The 19403-nt window shown below is 63.5% G+C and carries 17 protein-coding genes; 10 read left to right on the top strand and 7 right to left on the bottom strand.

Features of this window, described 5'->3' with window-relative positions; all coding sequences use genetic code 11:
* Positions 1 to 90 precede the first annotated feature (90 nt).
* From ACTHJF_RS09425 to ACTHJF_RS09440, 4 genes are read right to left on the bottom strand one after another with little or no spacing between them, the layout of a single operon-like run.
* Positions 91 to 1200 (bottom strand): ABC transporter permease, encoded by a 1110-nt coding sequence (locus ACTHJF_RS09425; protein ID WP_440266879.1) that lies wholly within the window; start codon positions 1198 to 1200, stop codon positions 91 to 93.
* On the bottom strand, positions 1197 to 2126 hold the full coding sequence (locus ACTHJF_RS09430; protein WP_440266925.1) for an ABC transporter ATP-binding protein: 930 nt from the start codon (positions 2124 to 2126) through the stop codon (positions 1197 to 1199). Before ACTHJF_RS09430 ends, ACTHJF_RS09425 begins: the two co-directional genes overlap by 4 nt.
* Before the next feature lie 14 nt (positions 2127 to 2140).
* A complete protein-coding gene (locus ACTHJF_RS09435; RefSeq protein WP_440266880.1) occupies positions 2141 to 3085 on the bottom strand; it encodes an HlyD family secretion protein in 945 nt (314 codons plus the stop codon).
* Positions 3082 to 3759 carry a TetR/AcrR family transcriptional regulator gene (locus tag ACTHJF_RS09440; RefSeq protein WP_440266881.1) on the bottom strand — a complete coding sequence of 226 codons (678 nt, stop codon included), beginning with the start codon at positions 3757 to 3759 and terminating at the stop codon, positions 3082 to 3084. The genes ACTHJF_RS09435 and ACTHJF_RS09440 overlap by 4 nt, the downstream gene beginning before the upstream one ends.
* Before the next feature lie 114 nt (positions 3760 to 3873).
* Between ACTHJF_RS09440 and ACTHJF_RS09445 the strand changes: the two genes are divergently transcribed.
* From ACTHJF_RS09445 to corA, 5 genes are all read left to right on the top strand, one after another.
* The gene (locus tag ACTHJF_RS09445) at positions 3874 to 4866 is read left to right on the top strand and encodes a PhoH family protein (RefSeq protein WP_440266882.1); all 993 of its coding nucleotides are present in this window, start codon (positions 3874 to 3876) and stop codon (positions 4864 to 4866) included.
* The gene (gene ybeY, locus ACTHJF_RS09450; protein WP_440266883.1) at positions 4863 to 5327 is read left to right on the top strand and encodes an rRNA maturation RNase YbeY; all 465 of its coding nucleotides are present in this window, start codon (positions 4863 to 4865) and stop codon (positions 5325 to 5327) included. Before ACTHJF_RS09445 ends, ybeY begins: the two co-directional genes overlap by 4 nt.
* A 279-nt stretch (positions 5328 to 5606) precedes the next feature.
* Positions 5607 to 6458 carry an HlyC/CorC family transporter gene (locus ACTHJF_RS09455; protein ID WP_440266884.1) on the top strand — a complete coding sequence of 284 codons (852 nt, stop codon included), beginning with the start codon at positions 5607 to 5609 and terminating at the stop codon, positions 6456 to 6458.
* Positions 6459 to 6622: 164 nt separating this feature from the next.
* Positions 6623 to 7846, top strand: a complete 1224-nt coding sequence (locus ACTHJF_RS09460; protein WP_440266885.1) for a lipoprotein N-acyltransferase Lnb domain-containing protein — start codon at positions 6623 to 6625, stop codon at positions 7844 to 7846.
* 45 nt (positions 7847 to 7891) lie between these two features.
* Positions 7892 to 8911, top strand: a complete 1020-nt coding sequence (gene corA, locus ACTHJF_RS09465) for a magnesium/cobalt transporter CorA (protein ID WP_431634122.1) — start codon at positions 7892 to 7894, stop codon at positions 8909 to 8911.
* A 131-nt stretch (positions 8912 to 9042) separates the two neighbouring features.
* Here the strand turns inward: corA and ACTHJF_RS09470 are convergent, their stop codons facing one another.
* Positions 9043 to 11133: a prolyl oligopeptidase family serine peptidase gene (locus tag ACTHJF_RS09470; protein WP_440266886.1), complete on the bottom strand. Its 2091-nt coding sequence runs from the start codon at positions 11131 to 11133 to the stop codon at positions 9043 to 9045.
* Positions 11134 to 11292: 159 nt separating this feature from the next.
* On the opposite strand from ACTHJF_RS09470, the gene ACTHJF_RS09475 reads away from it, so the two are divergent.
* The 5 genes from ACTHJF_RS09475 to ACTHJF_RS09495 all read left to right on the top strand — a co-directional run bounded on the left by ACTHJF_RS09475 (position 11293) and on the right by ACTHJF_RS09495 (position 17613).
* Positions 11293 to 11718 carry a pilin gene (locus ACTHJF_RS09475; RefSeq protein ID WP_440266887.1) on the top strand — a complete coding sequence of 142 codons (426 nt, stop codon included), beginning with the start codon at positions 11293 to 11295 and terminating at the stop codon, positions 11716 to 11718.
* 350 nt (positions 11719 to 12068) lie between these two features.
* Positions 12069 to 12482 carry a pilin gene (locus ACTHJF_RS09480; RefSeq protein ID WP_440266888.1) on the top strand — a complete coding sequence of 138 codons (414 nt, stop codon included), beginning with the start codon at positions 12069 to 12071 and terminating at the stop codon, positions 12480 to 12482.
* 93 nt (positions 12483 to 12575) lie between these two features.
* Positions 12576 to 14504, top strand: coding sequence for a tetratricopeptide repeat protein (locus tag ACTHJF_RS09485; RefSeq protein ID WP_440266889.1), 1929 nt, complete (start codon positions 12576 to 12578; stop codon positions 14502 to 14504).
* A gap of 235 nt (positions 14505 to 14739) precedes the next feature.
* On the top strand, positions 14740 to 16839 hold the full coding sequence (locus ACTHJF_RS09490; RefSeq protein WP_440266890.1) for a hypothetical protein: 2100 nt from the start codon (positions 14740 to 14742) through the stop codon (positions 16837 to 16839).
* 93 nt (positions 16840 to 16932) lie between these two features.
* Positions 16933 to 17613, top strand: a complete 681-nt coding sequence (locus tag ACTHJF_RS09495) for a class I SAM-dependent methyltransferase (protein WP_440266891.1) — start codon at positions 16933 to 16935, stop codon at positions 17611 to 17613.
* Between the two features lie 52 nt (positions 17614 to 17665).
* On the opposite strand, the gene ACTHJF_RS09500 is transcribed toward ACTHJF_RS09495, so the two are convergent.
* Both ACTHJF_RS09500 and ACTHJF_RS09505 read right to left on the bottom strand, forming a co-directional pair.
* Positions 17666 to 18571: a hypothetical protein gene (locus ACTHJF_RS09500; RefSeq protein ID WP_440266892.1), complete on the bottom strand. Its 906-nt coding sequence runs from the start codon at positions 18569 to 18571 to the stop codon at positions 17666 to 17668.
* A 19-nt stretch (positions 18572 to 18590) separates the two neighbouring features.
* Positions 18591 to 19388, bottom strand: coding sequence for an FkbM family methyltransferase (locus tag ACTHJF_RS09505; protein WP_440266893.1), 798 nt, complete (start codon positions 19386 to 19388; stop codon positions 18591 to 18593).
* Positions 19389 to 19403: the final 15 nt, after the last annotated feature.

Below are 19403 nucleotides of genomic sequence, written 5' to 3' on the forward strand. Positions count from 1 at the left end.
CGGCCACCACCGTGATATACCCTAAACCCATAACACTTTTCCCCACCACGACGCTATCCCGATCTGGGGCTCCTACAAAAAGCGACGGGGTCAATCCAGCCGCTTGCGGAAGCGCATGATGGCGCCGGCCATCATCACCGCAGTGAATACCACCAGGGCCAGCGCATCGCCCCACAAATCGAGCAGCCCCGCGTTGCGCAACATGACGCCGCGGATCAGCCGCAGGAAATGGGTCAGTGGCAGCAGCTCGGCGATCCACTGCGCCAGTCGCGGCATGCCAGAGAACGGGAACATGAAGCCCGACAGCAGGATCGACGGCAGGAAGATGAAGAAGGTCATCTGCATCGCCTGGAACTGCGACTGCGCCCGCGAGGAGATCAGCAGCCCCAGCGTCAGGTTGCTGGCGATCAGCAGCAGCGCAGCGAAATAGACGTCCAGCAGGCTGCCGCGGATCGGAACGTCGAACAGCCAGCGCCCCAGCGCCAGGATCACCGTGGTCTGCACCAGGCCGATCAGCACGTACGGCACCACCTTGCCTAGCATCAGCTCGGTGCTGGTGAGCGGCGTGGCGATCAGCAACTCCATGTTGCCGCGCTCGCGCTCGCGCACGATGGCGATGGCGGTGAACAGCACCATGGTCATGGTGAGGATCACGCCGATCAGGCCGGGCACGATGTTGATCGCCGAGCGCCGCTCCGGGTTGTAGAACGAGGTGACCACTACGCGCGGTACCGGCGGCGTGCTGGCGTAGGGCGCATGCAGCTCGGACAGGTGGCTGTCCACCGGGGTCTGCGCCAGCTGCGCGGCCGCTCCGGCCACGGTGGCGTCGCTGCCGTCGACCAGCACCTGTGCCACCGGGCGGCCATCCAGTTTGCGCGCCTCGAAGTCCGGCGGAATCACCAGGCCGACATTGATGCGACCGCGGCGAATCAGGTCGACCACCTCCTCCGGCGTTCGTGCGCTGGTCACCGGGCGGATGACACCGGTGGCCAGCATGTCCATCACCAGCGCACGCGAGGCGCTGGTTTGCGCCTGGTCGGCGACCGCGGCATCGAGCCCGCGCAGGTTGAGGTTGATCGCGTAGCCGAACAGCACCAGCTGCAGGATCGGCATCACCATGATCATCGCCAGCGTGATGCGGTCGCGCCGCAGCTGGCGGATCTCCTTCTGCATGATCGCCCACAGGCGGCGCCCGTTCATGCCGCGCGCTCCTGCTCGCCGGGATGCGTAGCGGCGACGAATACATCTTCCAGGTTCGGCGGCGTCGGACGCAGTCGCGCCGCCAGCCCGACCTCGCGCAAGCGCTGCTCGACCGCCGCGGCGAAGCCGTCGCCCTGCCCCGTGTTGGCGAGCAGGCGCAGCGCGTGACCGACCTGAGCAACACCGAGCACGCCCGGCGCACCGGACAGCGCGTGCTGGGCGCCCCGCGGATCGTCCGCTTCCACCAGGAAGGTGCGCCCCTCCAGCGCCCCAGTCAGCGCGCCCGGCGTGCCGTCGGCGACCAGCCGGCCGCTGTCGAGGATCGCCAGCCGATGGCAGCGCTCGGCCTCGTCCATCAGGTGAGTGGATACCAGCAGCGTGGTGCCGGCGTCGGTGAGTTCGAACAGCGCCTCCCAGAACTCGCGGCGCGATTCGGGATCGACCGCGCTGGTCGGCTCGTCGAGAAACAGCAGCTCCGGCTCATGCATCACCGCACAGGCCAGCGCCAGGCGCTGCTTCTGGCCACCGCTCATGGTGCCGGCCAGCTGCTTGCGCCGGTCCGCCAGGCGGTAGCGCCCCATGAGCTCGGCGATACGCGCGCGCTTGCGTTCGCGCGGCACGCCGAGGATCTCGGCGATGAACTCCAGGTTCTCGCCCACGGTGAGGTCGGCAAACAGCGAGAAGCTCTGCGTCATGTAGCCGATGCGCCGGCGCAGCGCCTCCGCCTCTTGCGGCACGCGCAGGCCGAGCACCTCGATCTCGCCCTCGGTCGGCGTGAGCAGGCCGCAGAGCATGCGGATGGTGGTCGACTTGCCCGAGCCGTTCGGCCCGAGAAAGCCGTAGACGCGCCCGCGCGGCACATTCAGGTCGACATGGTCGACGGCGAGCAGTGGACCAAAGCGCTTGCTCAGCCCGCGCACGTGGATGGCCGGGGCGTCGCTCATGGCGCCACGTGCACCGGGAGTCCGGCCGGCAGGTCGGATGACTGGTCCAGTGCTACCTCGGCGAGATAGCTCAGCCGCGTGGCGTCGTCGCCACTGAGCGCGTAGTACGGCGTGAACACCGGTTCGGCACGCAGCAGGCGCACGTGGCCGGCTAGCGGCCGATCGCGACCCTGCACGTACACCTGCACGGCACTGCCGACCTTGAGCTGCGCGCGCATCGCCACCGGCACGTAGATCCGCGCATAGGGACGATCGCCGACCAGTTCGATCGCCAACGGCGCGCCGACCGGCGCCTGGTCGCCAAGACGGTATGGCACATCGTCGATGCGACCTTCGCGCGGCGCCACCACGTGAAGCTTGCCCAGCGTGACGCGCAGCGCATCGGCCTGCGCCTGTGCGGCATCGACCGCGGCGCGCGCCTGCGCCAGCTGTTCGCTGCGCGTACCGTGCAGCAGCTGGTCTAGCGCCGCGCGGGCGGCATCGGCCTGGCCGCGGGTGTTCTGCGCGTTGGCGCGGGCGCGATCCAGGTCGGACGCGGCCACGGCGTCCTTTTCCTGCTGTGCGACCCGCTGCAGCCGTTCCAGATAGCTGCGCGCGTCACGCGCCTGGGCCTCGGCGGACGCCAGGGTGGCGCGCACCCGCGCGATGTCTTCCGTGCGCGGGCCGGCCACGCCCTCGGCCAACACTTCCTGCTGGTGTTTCACTTCGGCCAGCGCCGCGTCGAGGCTGGCACGCGTGTGCGCCGGATCGAGATCGAGCAACGGCTGCCCCGCCTTCACCGCCTCGCCCGCGCGCACGTGCACGGCCACGATGCGTTCGGCCGCCGGTGCCGGCAAGGTGATGCGGTCGTACTCCAGCGTGCCGGGCGCCTTGTCCGTATCGCGGTGGCAGCCGGCCAGGACAAGGGCAGCCAGGCCGAACGCGAGCAGGCGTGCGCTCATCGGGGCGTCTCCAAGGATGGCGGCGCCAGGCCGTGGCCCAGCAGCGCGAGGGTGTGGGACATCAGTGCCGGCATGTCGAGCCCGGGCATGCCGAAGGCTTTTTGCCAGATCGGCGCGCCGGCGGCGGGAAACAGCGTCAGCCCCACCAGCGAGACCACCAGCAGGCGCGGATCGATACCGGGGGCGAGCTGGCCGGCCTCATTTGCCGCTTCGAAGCGCCGCGCCAGCACCTGCGGCAGGCTTGGCATCACTTCGCGGAACACGAACTCGCGCAGCGCACCGCCCTCGCACAGCACCTCGCGCACCCACAGCGCCGGCAGCCAGGGCAAGGTCGCGACGACACCCGATATGCCCTGGGCAAAGGCCCGGGCCAGCTCCAGCGGTGTCTCGCCTACCGTGGCGAGTGCTTCGCGCAGCGGCAGCACGGCGGGCATCAGGCGCTCGGTGAGCAGCGCGCGCACCAGTGCGTCCTTGTTGCCGAAGTAGTAATGCAGCATGGCCGGGGTCACCCCGGCCGTCGCCGCGATGGTGCGCAGCGGCGAGGCGGCGATGCCGGTGCGGGCGAACTGCGCGGCGGCGACGTCGAGCAGGCGCGCGCGGACGTCGCTGTCGTCACCGGCAGGCCGGCCGACCCGGCGACGCCGGGGTTTGGGAGGAGTGCTTCGAATGGGCATGCGCATAAAATTAATTCAATACTTAATTTAAGTGCAAGTGACCCCGCGTGCGGCCGTTACGCAGACCGCGCCTCACGGCGGAAACACCCGCTTCCGCGCTATGCTGATCGGTCTATGAGCCCCCTGAATCAACGCGACTTCACCCTCGACCCCATTGACAACGCCCGCCTGGCCAACCTGAGCGGCCCGTTCGACGAGCACCTGCGCCAGATCGAGCTGCGGCTCGGCGTGGAGATCAACCACCGCGGCGGCATCTTCCAGGTAATCGGCGACGACCCCGCCACCCGTGCCGCCGAGACGGTCATCCGCGCGCTGTACGAAGCCACCGCCGGCGAGGTGCTGACCGGCGCCACGATCCACCTGCACCTGGCCGAGTCCGGCATCGAGGCGATCTCGGCCGAGGCCGCCGAGGCGGCGCAGGAAGTGACGATCAAGGTCAAGCGTGGCGTGATCAAGGGTCGCGGCCCTAACCAGGCGCGCTACCTGCACGCCATCACCACTCACGACATCAACTTCGGCGTCGGCCCGGCCGGCACCGGCAAGACCTACCTGGCCGTCGCCAGCGCGGTCGAAGCGCTGGAAGCCAACCGCGTGCAGCGCCTGCTGCTGGTGCGCCCCGCGGTGGAGGCCGGCGAAAAACTCGGCTTCCTGCCCGGCGACCTCAGCCAGAAAGTCGACCCCTACCTGCGCCCGCTGTACGACGCACTGTACGAGATGCTCGGCTTCGAGAAGGTGGCCAAGCTGATCGAGCGCAACGTGATCGAGATCGCCCCGCTGGCCTACATGCGCGGTCGCACGCTCAACGATTCCTACGTGATCCTCGACGAGGCGCAGAACACCACCGTCGAGCAGATGAAGATGTTCCTCACCCGCATCGGCTTCGGCTCGGTGGCGGTGATCACCAGCGACGTGAGCCAGGTCGACCTGCCGCGCCACGTGCGCTCGGGCCTGCGCCACGCGATCGAGGTGTTGCGCGGGGTGGACGGCATCAGCTTCACTTTCTTCACCTCGCGCGACGTGGTGCGCCATCCGCTGGTGGCGAAGATCGTGCGCGCCTACGAATCGTTCGAGGCCGCGGCCGAGGCGAGCAAGGGCGACGGCAAGTGAGCGGCGAAGCGGTCGTCCACGTCGGCTACGCGGTGCCGCGTGCCGGCGTGCCCTCGGCCGCCAGCTTCCGCCGTTGGGTAGAGGCCGCGCTGCGCGGGGCGAAGCGGCGGCGGGCCACCGAGCTGTCGATCCGCCTCGTCGACGCCGACGAGGGCCGCGCGCTCAACCGCGACTACCGCGGCAAGGACTACGCCACCAACGTGCTTTCGTTCGAGGCGGATCTACCGCCCGGACTTAAGTTGCCGCTGATCGGCGACATCGTGATCTGCGCCCCGGTGGTGGCCCGCGAAGCCGCCGAACAGGGCAAGCCGCCGCGCGACCACTGGGCCCATCTCACCGTGCACGGCGTGCTGCACCTGCTCGGCTACGACCACCTCGTGGAGGCCGAGGCCGAGGCGATGGAAGCGCTGGAAACGCGCATCCTGGCCGGGCTGGGCATCGCCGATCCGTACACGGGCTGAGCTCCACGCGGATCGCAGGCCGGCGCGTCCCCGCAAAAAGCACCCTATAGGAGGCCACCCTGTGGCCGACCAGCGCACCACCCAGCACGTTGGGCGAACCGTCGCGCACAGGGTGCGCTCCTACCTGATCGCGCATGCAGCAGGCCACCGTACCGCCGACCGGACGCCACCATGACCACCGCCGCGCCACACCAACCGTTCACCCTGAGCCCTGAATCGACTCGACATTTCGGCTAGACTGCCGCTTCCGCCCGGCTACGGGCAGAGCTTTCAAGAGTGATGAACGACGAACCTGGCAGTACCGGCGGCCCGGCCCACCGATCGTGGTGGGATCGACTGGGCCACATGTTTTCCGGCGAGCCGCGCAATCGCGAGGAACTGGTCGAGGAGCTGCGCGCAGCCCAGGCCAACGGACTCCTCTCCAACGACACCCTCACCATGGTCGAGGGTGCGCTCAAGGTCACCGAACTGAGCGTGGATGACGTGATGGTCCCGCGCGCGCAGATCGTGATGATCTCGGCCGAATCCCCCCTCACCGACATCCTCGCCGCCGTGGTCGAATCCGGCCACTCGCGTTTCCCGGTGCACGGCGAGGACAAGGACGAGATCCTCGGTATTCTGCTGGCCAAGGACCTGCTGAAGTATTTCGGCGATGGCGAGCACTTCGACATCCGCGCCATCCTGCGCCCGGCAGTGCTGATCCCCGAGTCCATGCGCCTGAACGTGCTGCTCGCCGAATTCCGGCTGAGCCGCAACCACATGGCGCTGGTGGTAGACGAGTACGGCGGCGTCGCCGGCCTGATCACGATCGAGGACGTGCTCGAGCAGATCGTCGGCGATATCGACGACGAGCACGACGACGAGGAAGAGCCCACCCTGATGCACGCCCAGCCCGGCGGCGACTGGCTGGTGAGCGCGCTCACGCCGATCGCCGATTTCAACGAGCAGACGGGCTCGTCATATTCGGACGAAGAGTTCGACACCATCGGCGGCATGGTCACCTCCGAGTTCGGTCATCTGCCCGAAGTGGGCGAGGAAATCGTGGTGGGCGAATACCTGTTCCACGTCACCGAAGCGGACGACCGTCGCGTGCAGCAGTTCCGCGTCAGCCAGAAGCCCGCGCAAGACTGACCTCTCGTTGTAGGAGCGCACCCTGTGCGCGGCTTCTTTCCCACCGCATGGAAAGAAGCGCTCGCGCGCAGGATGTACTCCTACAGAAGCGGCCTTGCGGAAACGTCGACACCCCGGCCCACCGCCACTAGAGTGGCGCCTTTCCCGCTCCCGGGTCGGTCCCGATGCCCCTGCTCCGCCGCGCCTTCGCGCTGTTTCTGTTGATGCTCCTCGGCACCGCCTGGCCCGCCCACGCCGGCGTGGCCAACGCCCCGGGCGCCAATCTTCAGGTCACGATGATCACCTACGGTCCCGGGGAGACCTACTGGGAGCGCTTCGGTCACATCGCCATCGAACTGCGCGACAGCCAGAACGGTGAAGCGATCAGCTTCAATTACGGCGTCTTCGACTTCGACGAGAAGGGCTTCCTGCTCAACTTCGCGCGCGGGCGCATGCACTACCTGATGGACGCCGAACCGACCGACGTCGACACCGGCTGGTACGTGCAGGCCGGTCGCTCGATCACCCGCCAGCGGCTCGCTCTCGCGCCGGACCAGGCCGCCGCCCTGCGCGATTTTCTGCTGTGGAACCTGCGCCCGGAAAACGCGCGCTACGACTACGACTACTACGTCGACAACTGCAGCACCCGCGTGCGCGACGCGCTGGACAAGGCACTGGGCGGCGTGCTCCGCAACGCACTGGCCGCGCGTGCCGGCAGCATGACTTACCGGCAGCAGACCGACCGGCTGATGAGCGCGCAGCCGTGGCTGATGCTGCTGCTCGACCTGGGCCTGGGGCCGTACGCCGACCAGCCGCTCAGCGCCTGGCAGGAAGCGTTCATCCCGATGTCCCTGCAGCACGAACTGCGCACGGTACAGGTGCCTGATGGCAGCGGCGGGCAGATGCCGCTGGTGAGTGAAGAGCATGAAATCTCGCCGAACCGCGTGCAGGCGCCGCCCGCGCATGCACCGGATCTGCGTGGACCGCTGGCGCTCGCCGGAGCAACGCTCGCGGTGCTGCTGGGGTTTGCGCGGCGGCGCGTTCCATTTCTGCATGCCGTGCTCGCCACTGCCTGGCTGACGCTGGCCGGCGCCGTCGGTCTGCTCATGCTCGGCCTGTGGCTCTTCACCACCCACCACTCGGCATGGGCCAACGCCAATCTGCTGCTGTTCAATCCGCTGGCGTTCGCGCTGGTCCCGGCCGCCTGGCGTCGCCTGCGCAACACGCCCGTGGCCCGCTGGATGGACGGCTTGCTGATTGCCCAGCTCATCGCCGGCCTGATCGCCATCGCCCTGCACCTGCTGCCCGGCATCGTGCAGCAGAACCAGCCCTGGCTGCTGTTGGCGCTGCCGGTGTGGCTGGCACTGGCGTGGTCGCTGCGATCGACGCAGGGTTCCGTGCCGCGCTGAATCCCGCCATTGCCCCGGCGCGATGGGCAGGGGCATGATGCGGTGATGCTACCTGCCACCTCTCCCAAGACGACCGAGCCCGTGCCCACCACCGGCATGGTGATCAACTGCGTCGCCTACCATCGCGACGGCCGCCGCATGGGCGATATCACGCTCGACGCGATCAGCGACGTGCTGGAGCAGCCGGACACGTTCGTATGGGTCGGTTTGCACGAGCCGGACGAGGCACTGCTGGAAAAGCTGCAGGAAGAATTCGACCTGCACGACCTGGCGATCGAAGACGCGCACCACGCCCACCAGCGCACCAAGATCGAGGCCTACGGCGACTCGCTGTTCATCGTGGTGCAGACCGCCCAGCTGGTGGCAGGCAAGCTCGCCTTCGGCGAGACCCACATCTTCCTGGGCCCGCGCTACTTGGTGACCGTGCGCCACGGCGCCTCGCTCTCCTATGCGCCGGCGCGGCGCACCTGCGAGCACTCGCCTGACCTGCTCGCGCTCGGACCGAGCTACGGCCTTTACGGCGTGCTCGACTTCATCGTCGACAACCTGATGCCGATCGTGCGCGACTTCCGCGAGGAGCTGCAGGAACTGGAGCAGGACATCTTCGCCGAGGCCTTCAACCGCGACACCGTCAAGCGCCTGTACGACATGCAGCGCGACCTGATGACCTTGCGCCTGGCCGTCGCCCCGCTGCAGGACGTGATCAGCCAGCTGGTGCGGCTGCACCCCAACCTCATCCCGGAAGACCTGCGCGCCTATTTCCGTGACGTCTACGACCACGTGTTCCGCGTCAACGAATCAGTCGGCGCCATGCGCGAGATGCTCGGCGCCACCATCAACATCAACCTGTCCCTGGTCACCTTCGGCCAGAACGAGGTGATGAAGAAGCTCGCCGGCTGGGCCGCCATGCTCGCCGCTCCCACCCTCATCACCAGCTGGTACGGCATGAACTTCCACCACATGCCCGAGCTGGACAAGCCGTGGGCCTACCCGACGATGATCGTGCTGGTGATCGCGGTGGTCGCCGGCATCTTCACCTGGCTACGCAAGTCGCGCTGGCTGTAGAACGAGCTCCCTTGTAGAAGCGGCTTCAGCCGCGATGCTTCTTGCTGCATCTGGTGAAGAGCATCGCGGCTAAAGCCGCTCCTACATGGATCGATGGATAGATGCCGGCAGCTCGTGGCGAGCGACCACTCTCAGTGCGGCGCCGCCGTCCATCGCTTCAGCCAAGCATTCACCGTCTCATGCCACTGCACGCTGTTCTGCGGCTTGAGCACGAAGTGGTTTTCGTCGGGGAAAGTGAGGAATTCGCTGGGAATGCCTCGACGCTGCAGGGCCGTGAAGGCGCCCAGCCCTTGCGTGATCGGGATGCGGAAATCCTTGCCGCTGTGCACCACCAGCATCGGCACGCGCCAGTCCTTCACGTGGTTGACGGGGTTGAAGCGCTCGTAGTTCTCGGGGTGGTCGAACGGCGTGCCGCCGTTTTCCTTTTCCTCGAACCACAGCTCTTCGGTGTCGTAGTACATGGCGCGGGTGTCGAACACGCCGTCGTGGTCGACGAAGCATTTCCACGGGCCGTTCCACACGCCGGCCATCCAGTACACCATGTAGCCGCCGTAGCTCGCGCCGAGCACACAGGCACGGTCGCCGTCGAGAAAGCGATACTTCGCCAGCGCGGCGCTCCAGCCGGCCTTGAGATCCTCCAGCGGCTTGCCGCCCCAGTCGCCGGAGATGGCATTGGTAAAGGCCTGGCCGTAGCCGGTAGAACCATGAAAGTTGACCGTGACCACGGCAAATCCCTGCCCCGCGTAGGTCTGCGGGTTCCAGCGATAGCTCCAGCCGTTGTTCATCGAGCCCTGCGGCCCGCCGTGGATGATGAAGGCGACCGGATAGGTCTTGCCGCGCTGGTAGCCGACCGGCTTCACCACATAGCCCTGCACCGGCTCGTTGTTGGCACCGATGAAGCTGAAGAACTCGAAGTCGCCGACCTTCGCATCACGCATCCGGTCAGCGTTGAAGTGGGTGACCTGGTGCAGGCCGTGCCCGCTCGTCTTGGCCACGTACAGATCGGCCGGGCGCTTGAGATCATCCCGCGCCAGCAGCACGGTATTGTCCGTCACCGCATAGCCGCTGATCGTGCCGTCACCCACCAGCTGGTGCACCTTGCCAGTAGTTGGATCGATGGCAAACAACGGGTGTTGGCCGTGATCATCGGCCGTGGCGAATAGCGTCTTGCCATTCGCAGAGATCGACAGGCTGCCTGGTGAGAGATCCCATTGCGGGTCCACCTCGTGCGTGCTGCCACTGGCCAGATCCCTCGCCATGATCGCGAACCGATCGGCCTCGAAGCCTGGCTCCTTCATCGCCAGGTAATAGAGCGTGCGGCCGTCCGGTGAGGGCACCGGATAGGCATCCCATGCCGGGTTGGCCGCAGTGAGATTCTGCGGAGCGGCGGAGCCGTCCACCGGTGCGCGGTAGACATCGAAATTGGTCGACCATGGCTCGCTGCTGCCGGCGATGCGGGCTCCGAAATAGATGCTCTGCCCATCCGGCGCAAACGCCACCTCCTCCATGCCGCCGAACGGCTTGCTCGGCACGTCGCCATCCATGTCGCGGCTGACCAGCGTAGGCTCGGCCGGCAGCTGGCCGCCCTCATCGAAGCTCGCCACGAAGAGCTGGTTGCGCCGCCCGGTCGCCCACGCATCCCAGTGGCGCACGAACAGTCTCTTGTAGAGCACGCCGGTGGATTTGTCCGACGCGTCGCCGTCCATGCGCTCCTTCGTGCAGGCCAGATCGGCGCAATCGGGATAGACCTCGTAGGTCATCGCCACGTGCCTGCCATCCGGCGACAGGGTGAAGCCGCCCAGGTCCAGCGGGCCATGACTGACCTGGACCGGCGTGCCCGGCGCCACGCCGCGCTTGCCGACGCCCAGATCCACGCGCCACAACTGGTCCACGCCGCCGGCCGGGGCCAGGTAGAGGAGGCTCTTGCCATCGGCCGACCAGCGCGCCGAGCTGCCGCCACTCACCACCTTTACCGGCGCCGCGCCGCCGTGCAGGTCCAGCACATAGACCGCATTGACGCCCTTGTTTGCCGCGTAATCCGTGCTACGCAGGCTGAAGGCGGCAAAGCGCCCGTCAGGCGAAAGCTGCGGATCGCTCACGCGATCGAGCATCACCAGATCGTGCACATTGAAGGGGTGAGGACCCACCGGCGCCGATGGAGGCCCGGCCATGGCAGTCCATGGCGCAAGCACGAGAACCAGCAGAATGGGCAGTCTTTCCATCGTCGGCACCCTGTCCCGGGGAATGGCCCTGGTATTGTCGCCGCTTTTCCCGTCCCTGCCAGTTGGGTAGCCTGCGCGTTCTGCCGAACGGGTCACGTTCACCCCGAACGCTTGGTACAGAACGTGCCTTCCTCCGGAGACTTCCAGGGGGATTTCCACATGCAGCGCTATCGTGCGTCGAACGGCTTCACGCTGATCGAGTTGATGATCGTGGTGGCCATCATTGCGGTTCTTGCCGCCATTGCTCTGCCGCTTTACAGCGACTATGTGGCGCGGTCGCAAGCCGTGGCGGCCCTGGACGAGCTCAATCCGGGGCGCACTGCCTACGAGGCAAGAGTGAACGAAGGTGACACCGACGCGGCGCTCTATGAGACCGTGGACAATCTCGGACTAAGTGCCACGACAGATCGCTGTGCAATGAGTGCGGTTGCGCCAGCAGATGGTGTGGGAAGCGTCAGTTGCACGATCAAGGGCAACCCGGAGGTAAACGGAAGAACCATTACGTTTGCCAGGAACGGATCGGGAGTGTGGCAATGCCATACTGACCTGGATACTCGCCAGACGCCTAAGGGCTGCACTCCATAGACCTCGTCGAGAGCCGAGCGAAGCCGGGATGTGCGGGCCGCAAATGACCTTTTGCGTCCATTTGTGACGCACAAGGTCCGCTAACGCCACCGATGGCCGCAGTGCCGCGAGGTCGACGGCGACCGTCTCCAACCGTTGCTTGTGGGCTTTCGTGACTGCATGCACAATCGTCGACGGGGTACCTGTGAGCAAATACTCATGCGGCGGGCATGGCATATAATCTGCTTCGGTTGCCGCGAGCTTCCTGGTCTTTCCTGACCACGTGAAAAGGGGAACCAGACCCAACAGGGGCATCTGGGCCTGGGGCTCAGGGGGCGTTACGGTTAGTCAACTTGGAAAGAGGAACTCTCATGAAGAATCAGAAGGGCTTTACCCTGATCGAACTGATGATCGTGGTCGCGATCATCGCGATCCTGGCCGCCATCGCGCTGCCGCAGTATCAGAACTATGTGGCTCGCTCGCAGGCGACTGCCGGCTTGGCCGACATCACGCCGGGCAAGACCGCCTATGAAGAAATGATCAACAATGGTAAGGGCGCGTCCATTACCACTGACGAAATCGGGCTCCAGGCGAGCACCACCCGCTGCACCATCACGGTTACCGCTCCGAATGGCAGTGGCATTCAGGCGGACGCCATCTCGTGCGCACTTAAGGGTAACCCGAAGGTTGCAGGTGAGACTGTCACTTGGGGGCGCAACGCTAGCGGCCTGTGGTCCTGCACCAGCTCCTTGAATTCCAAGTTCAAGCCCAGCGGCTGCCAGTAAGTCGCAAGTAGCCACTGCGACCACGTGGTGGGCATGACATGAGAGAGGGGCTTCACGGCCCCTCTTTTTTTTTGTACCCTCAGGATGCAATGAATGGCGATTGCCACCGCCCCACGTCTGCGCCCCAGTTTTGGAATAGCTCTCACCATTAGCCTGATTATCGTCGGTTTAGCGATGTGGTCAGGACTGAGTGGCGGCTTCATCTTCGACGACTATCCTAATTTCGCCGATGTTACCTCCATGCAGGTGCATACGTGGAGCTGGGCCGCTTGGCATGCCGTATGGCAGCATTCGCAATCAAGCGTCGGGCGCCCCCTGGCGATGCTTAGCCTCGCACTCAACTATGCGTTGGGCGGCGGCACCTGGAGCTTCAAAGCCACAAATCTCGCCATCCATTTGATTAATTGCCTGCTGCTGGCCTTGTTAGCGCGGCGATTGCTCATCTGGGGATGGCCCTCATCGCAAGGGGAAAGTGAGAACGACCATGCGCGTCGGGTAGGCGTTTGGGCGATCGTTCTGGCGACCTTATGGGGCCTTCACCCCTTGCAGGTTTCAGCAGTCATGTACGTGGTCCAGCGCATGGAACTGCTGGGCTTCACCTTCACGCTAATCGCCCTGCTTCTGTACTGTCGCGGCCGAGAACAGCAGCGCCGCGGGGAGCGCGGCTGGCCATGGATAGTCTTCGCGGCGGCGACCATTCCGCTCGGCCTCACCGCCAAGGAAACAGTGGTACTGGTTCCCGGGTACACCTTGTTGCTCGAATGGCTATTACTGAATTTTGAGGACCACACTCAACGCAAGAGACGCCTATGGCAGGCCGGCTACGCGCTGGGAGCGGCCCTGGGCCTGCTGATATTCCTCTTCTACGCACTGCCTCACTTCGCCTCAGAGCAGTCGTTCGCCATTCGGTCATTCACGCCTTGGGAACGCGTGCTCACCCAGTTGCGCGTTCTTTGTATGTATATCGGCTGGTGCCTCTTACCGCTACCGAACCAGCTTCATTTCTATTACGACAACTATGCTGCTTCAACGGGCTGGCTGAGTCCGCCCTCTACAGTAGTATCGGGACTGGGATTGCTACTTCTTGTCTTGTTGGCCTTCGCCATTCGAAAGAAGCGCCCGTTGATGGCCCTGGGCGTTGGCTGGTTCTTCATGGCACATGTCCTTACAAGCGCGCCATTTTCGCTGGAGCTGGTATTCGAGCATCGCAACTATCCGGCGCTCTTCGGCGTCCTGCTGGCCATGACGGATTTGACATGGTGGCTCACGAGGCAAGCACACCCGCGCCTACCCGCGCTTATCGCGATCGTACTTTTGGTGGGCTTTGGATTTCAGACCTTACTGCGCGCCGCAACATGGGGGCGACCGGTGCAGTTGGCCTACACGCTGGCGCAGGAAAACCCTCAATCTGCGCGCGCCAGCTACGATCTGGCCGATCTCTACCTGCGTATATCAAAGCTTGATCCGGCGTCGCCTTACTTTTCGAAAGCGGTAGCAGAATTTGAACGCGGCGCCACCTTGCCGAGCGCCTCAGCACTTCCGGAGCAAGCCCTTATTCTGCTTGCCGCCAGAGGCAAACTGCCGTTGCAGGAGCGCTGGTGGACGCAGCTGCTGGAAAAGATGCGAGATCAACCCTTTGGTCCGCAGCAGATAAGCGCACTGACTGCCCTCCTGAAAGCCAGCGTGACTGATGGGGAGGACATCAATCCGCATCATCTGCAAGAAGCCTGCGATATCGCGGTGAGAGAAATGCCTTGGGCAGAGTGGCTACACGTCGATTATGCAGAGTTTGCAAGTGTGGGCTTGCACGACCCGGACCTCGCTTTGCGGCACTGGCACGAGGCTTTGGTACTTAACGGGGCGGACCCGATTTACTTCAAAAACATCCTGCAGCATCTTGTTGACGATTCTCGCTATATCGAGGCAAAAGGTGTGGCCTCCCTTAGCGAACAGATGGCGCCTGAGCTGAAGCAGGACGGCACTTGGCAGGACTTGCGCAAGAAGATTGCGGATCAGCCGTAATTTCGGCGGCCGTTGCCACAAACACCGGCTTCACGCCGCCAATTTTGCGCCTGAAACAGCACTGGGCACGCCCTGGAACGGGCATTGCCGGTGTAAGAGGTCACCCTATCTACCCCCCCCCCACCCTCGACGCAGCGCTGCATTCACAGCCACAGCAGAAACATAGACTCCCATGGACCATAATCGGGGAACGTGGATGAAGCCCAGTTGCAGGCGGGTCCCTGCGGCATGGTGGATGGCGGGCGCCCTGTTGCTCACATCAGCCATTTATTGGCCAGGCCTGAGCGGTAGCTGGCTGTTTGACGACTATCCCAACATCGTCGACAACCCCGGAGTACATCCGAACGAGATCAGCATTAGCGCACTGGTCAGTGCTGCACTGTCCTCACCCGCGAGCTCCCTGAAGCGTCCGATCGCTTCACTCAGCTTCGCTGCCAACTACCTCCTGACCGGTCTCGATCCGTTCTGGATGAAGTTGACCAATCTGGCCATTCATCTGCTCAACGGCTGGCTGGTATTTCTTCTCGGAAAACAACTGCTCCACCAGGCTCCCCCGCCTGGCGCTGAAGAACATAGAGCGGAAATCTACGCCGTACTGATAGCAACAGCTTGGCTTCTGCTACCCATCAACATTACCGCAGTGCTTTATGTGGTGCAGCGCATGGAAAGTCTGGCTAATTTATTTGTGCTGCTTGGCCTGCTCGGATATGTCGCCGGACGTAAGCGCATGCTGGGCAACCCGTCACTCGCAACCCCTGCGATCACTGTCGCTGAGAGCGCGCCTCGGGCGAAATGGCGGTTGACGCAACTGCTTGATGGCGGCCTGTTAATTTGTCTTGGCAGTATTGTCATCTTCGCCGCCATCGGCCTGCTAGCCAAAGAGACTGCAGTGATGCTGCCACTGTATGCGCTACTGATCGAGTGGCTGCTATTCCGCTTTCGCGTGGCAACTGCGGCGCCTACTATCGCCTCTTCGCACGTTCATCAGCCTAACCCGATCGGCTCGCTCACCGGCCGCAAGGTTTGGTCAGGACAAAAGGACTGGCGTCTCGCTGGCATGTTCGTGGCGGTGCTGGCGGTTCCGATGGTCATCGGACTGAGTTGGCTGACGCCGAACCTGCTGGATCCGGCAAAGTGGGCCACGCGCGATTTCACGCTCGGCACGCGCCTGCTCAGCGAAGCGCGCATCGTGGTCGACTATGTCGGCTGGACACTGCTACCAACATTCCACGCCCTGTCGTTCTATCACGACGACTTCGCTGCCTCATCCGGGCTAGTTACTCCGTGGAGCACGCTGTCCAGCATCCTTGTGCTGGCCGGCCTTTGCGCACTGATCGGCCGGCTGCGCCACCGACGCCCCCTAGCCGCACTGGGGATCGCGATGTTCCTCGGTTGTCACCTGCTCACTGGCACTATCCTGCCGCTGGAGCTGATCTACGAGCACCGCAACTACTTTGCCAGCTTCGGACTCCTGCTTATAGTCGTACCGCTGTTGCTTCCCAAGGCCGGTACAACGCGAGCCGCGACCTTCGCGTCAGTACGCCACTTACTGCTGGGCGCCCTGTTCCTGTGGTGGACGGTCGACACGGCCGTTACCGCATATGCCTGGGGAAATCCACTGAACCTTGCGAAGGAATTGGCAGAGCGCGCACCGCGCTCGCCAAGAGCCCAGTACGAACTCGGTCGCACCTACATCATCTATTCGCACTACGACCTGAATTCGCCTTTCACTCGCCTGGCTTATGCGCCACTGGAAAGAGCTGCAGCCTTGCCAGACTCCTCGATCCTGCCCGAGCAAGCGCTGATCTTCATGAATTCACGTATGGGGCTCCCCCTGAAGGAGACATGGTGGGACAGCATGATCGCAAAGCTCGCGGCAAAACCGGCCGGCATACAGGACGAAAGCTCATTGGCGACACTTACTCAGTGCGCTCGCGATCACCGCTGCAACCTGCCCAGCCAGCGCATGATGGAGGCCTTTGCCGCAGCCATGTCCCACTCCTTCCCCAGCGCCCGCTTGCAGTCGATTTACGGCGACTATGCGTGGAATGTGCTTCATGACAAGTCGCTGGGGATAAAGATGACGGCGCAGGCGGTGCAGGAAGATCCAGGCGAACCGGCTTACCGCATCACGCTTGTTCGCATGCTGATCGACCAGGGAGACATGGAAAAAGCACGGCAAAACATAGATACATTGCAGCAGCTCGATGTTGGCGGACGCTTGACCGGCGACATCGCCGGCTTGCGGAGAATGCAGGCCGCCCCGCGAGCGCCCAGCAGCATAGGCGGACGTGACGCAACTGCCACAGGATCACAGACCCCAAGGAAAAAATGAGGCCGGCATGCCCGCCATGCAAAATACGAAAAGAATGACGGTACGCGCCTGCGACTCCATCGATTCAAGCGGTAACTCATCGGACTCGGAATTTTGAAAAACCAGCGCACGCCACTCGAACTGCACTCCGGCGCTTACGTCGAGAAGTACGAGCTCAAGCCGACATCTAGGCTGGAGCAACTGATCCCATTGATGCGGCTTGAAGCGCATGACCAGATCGTGGATTTCGCATGCGGCAACGCCATGCTATTACCGTTGATCCACGACATGGTGAAGCATTACCACGGGGTCGATTTTTCCCCGGACTTCATTGCGGCAGCGCGACGCCGCGCAGAAAACGAAGAGATCGCCAACTGCAGCTTTTATTGCGAAGACATTGTCTCATTTTGCGAAAAGCGTCGCGCAATGTTCTCTGTTGCAGCATCGTTCGACTTCTCCGAACACATCGACGATGCTGATTTCGTACGACTCTTCCGTGCCATTCATTTGTCGCTTCGCCCCAGCGGCCGCCTCTATCTGCACACACCAAACCTGAAATTTTTCGTAGAGCGGCTAAAGCAGTTCGGGATCTTGCCGCAGTTCCCGGAACACATTGCAGTACGCGACGCTGAATCCACCATCGCACTACTCGCTCGAGCGGGCTTTGATACTGGATCGGTCGTCTTACGGCGCATTCCTCACTACAACATCCTGAAAGTGCTGCATCCCCTGCATCATGTTCCGTTGCTTGGTGAACTTTTTGCCGCCAGGCTATTTATCGAATGCCGCCCATGAGCGTCGGTGAACACGGGAGATCCCGTCATGGGTGCTCATCGCCGAGTGGCCGTCAACGGTGACGACCTACCTGCATGACGCCGGCTATGGCAGCGGCAGCGAAATCGAAACCGGTAAATATTAGGCGCAGGCACCCCGCCAGCGCGATCGCCTCCGCCTGCGGGATCCAGCTCCTGCAGAGCAGCACGAAAACCATTTCGCGGACGAGTATTCCTCCTGGCATGAAGATCACAGCCATGCCAGCCGTTACGCCCAGCCCGTAGCCCCCCGCCACCGCCAGGATGCCCCATCGGTCCAGGGAATAGGCCGAGTGAGCAACGTAACCGACTATCACCAGCATGATGGTCGCCTGCATCATCGTCAGCACCGCGGCACCCGACAGCATCACCCAATTTACGTCCACCGCCATCGAAGTGCACAGGCCGAGCAACCGCGCGGGGGCGAATTGCATCAAGAGACGGGCGACCCGACGCGCGACCTCGACACCCGTCACTGCAGCGAAAGGGAGCAGTATGACGAGAATCAGGGGTACGAAGCTGCTCAGCTTTGCGCAGAGCAGTCCCAATCCACCTCCGAGTGCGGCCATCAGAATGCCGAACCATTGTTCACTGACCCCTGCGGCGAGCATACCGGCAAATGGACGTCGCGAGGCCGAGTCAGCCAGTCGCGCGGTGAATCCCCAAATCCCACCTGGAATGTATTTTCCGACAAGCAATAGCGCGAGGTGTCTCGCTGCGTCCCACCAGGCAATCAGTGCCCCCCCATAAGCAACGACGGCCCGCTGCCAACTAACCACGGCGCAGATCCACAGAAGCAGGCAGGCAAGAGAGACAACAGCCCACCCTTCAAGCCCGAGACCAACAAGTACTGCACTGGACTGTTCCCAGTAGCGCCTGACCATGAGGCCGCACAACGCCAGACCAGCCCAGAGCAGAACAACCAGCGAAATGCGCCCCATCCTGGAGATCAATGCTCCCTTATACGTATGCATCGGAGTTCATACCAAGTTCGCCACCATCGCCGTCATGCTGCGCCGATACCACAACACCTCTTTCCGACAAAAAAATGAAGTTGCAGATACCCGGCTGACGGTCGCGGATGTCTGCGGCACAGGGCCGGAGCGTGTGGCCGTCGAGGTAGTGTGCCCGATAGCCCTTGGACGCGAGCCAGTCGAAGGTCGCCTCAAAGCTCTCACGCTGCTGGGCCGGATCGATTTCCACCAGCAGATTGGGGCGAGATCGCTGGAGGGTCCGCGCGCTGCCTTTGAGTACAGCCAGCTCGAATCCCTCCACGTCGATCTTGATGAAACCGACGCCCATTAATTCGAAATCGTCCAGCCGCCGGACCTGCACGGGCAATTCGATCATCTTTTCTCTGCCGGCCAACAAGGAGGCCCGGGTAGTTATCACCGATCCATGCGCAATAGGGAGATATAGCGTGAACTCCCCAACCCGTTCGCCAAGCGCGTTCTGATGTATCTCGACATTCCTGTTAAAGGCCCAGGCCTTAAGCGACTCCACACAATCGGGAATAGGCTCGAATGCGATCACCCGTTTGCAGATTTTTTCCAGCGCGCAGGTGTAGGTACCTCGATTGGCGCCAACATCGACGGATAGGCCATGTCTAGGCACCAACTGAGGGAGAAGCTTCATTTCTGGCTCAAGACCACCAAAGAACTTTTCTGAGGCGAAGTAACGAAACGGGACCCGCCAGGAAATGGGAAGCAGGCGCTCAAACGACTGAAAGCGCCTCGCCAATTTGTAGAGAATTCTCATGATCAATTGATCTTC

Origin of the sequence: Dyella sp., from assembly GCF_051962475.1 — a bacterium.
Taxonomy (GTDB): Bacteria; Pseudomonadota; Gammaproteobacteria; order Xanthomonadales; family Rhodanobacteraceae; genus Dyella_A.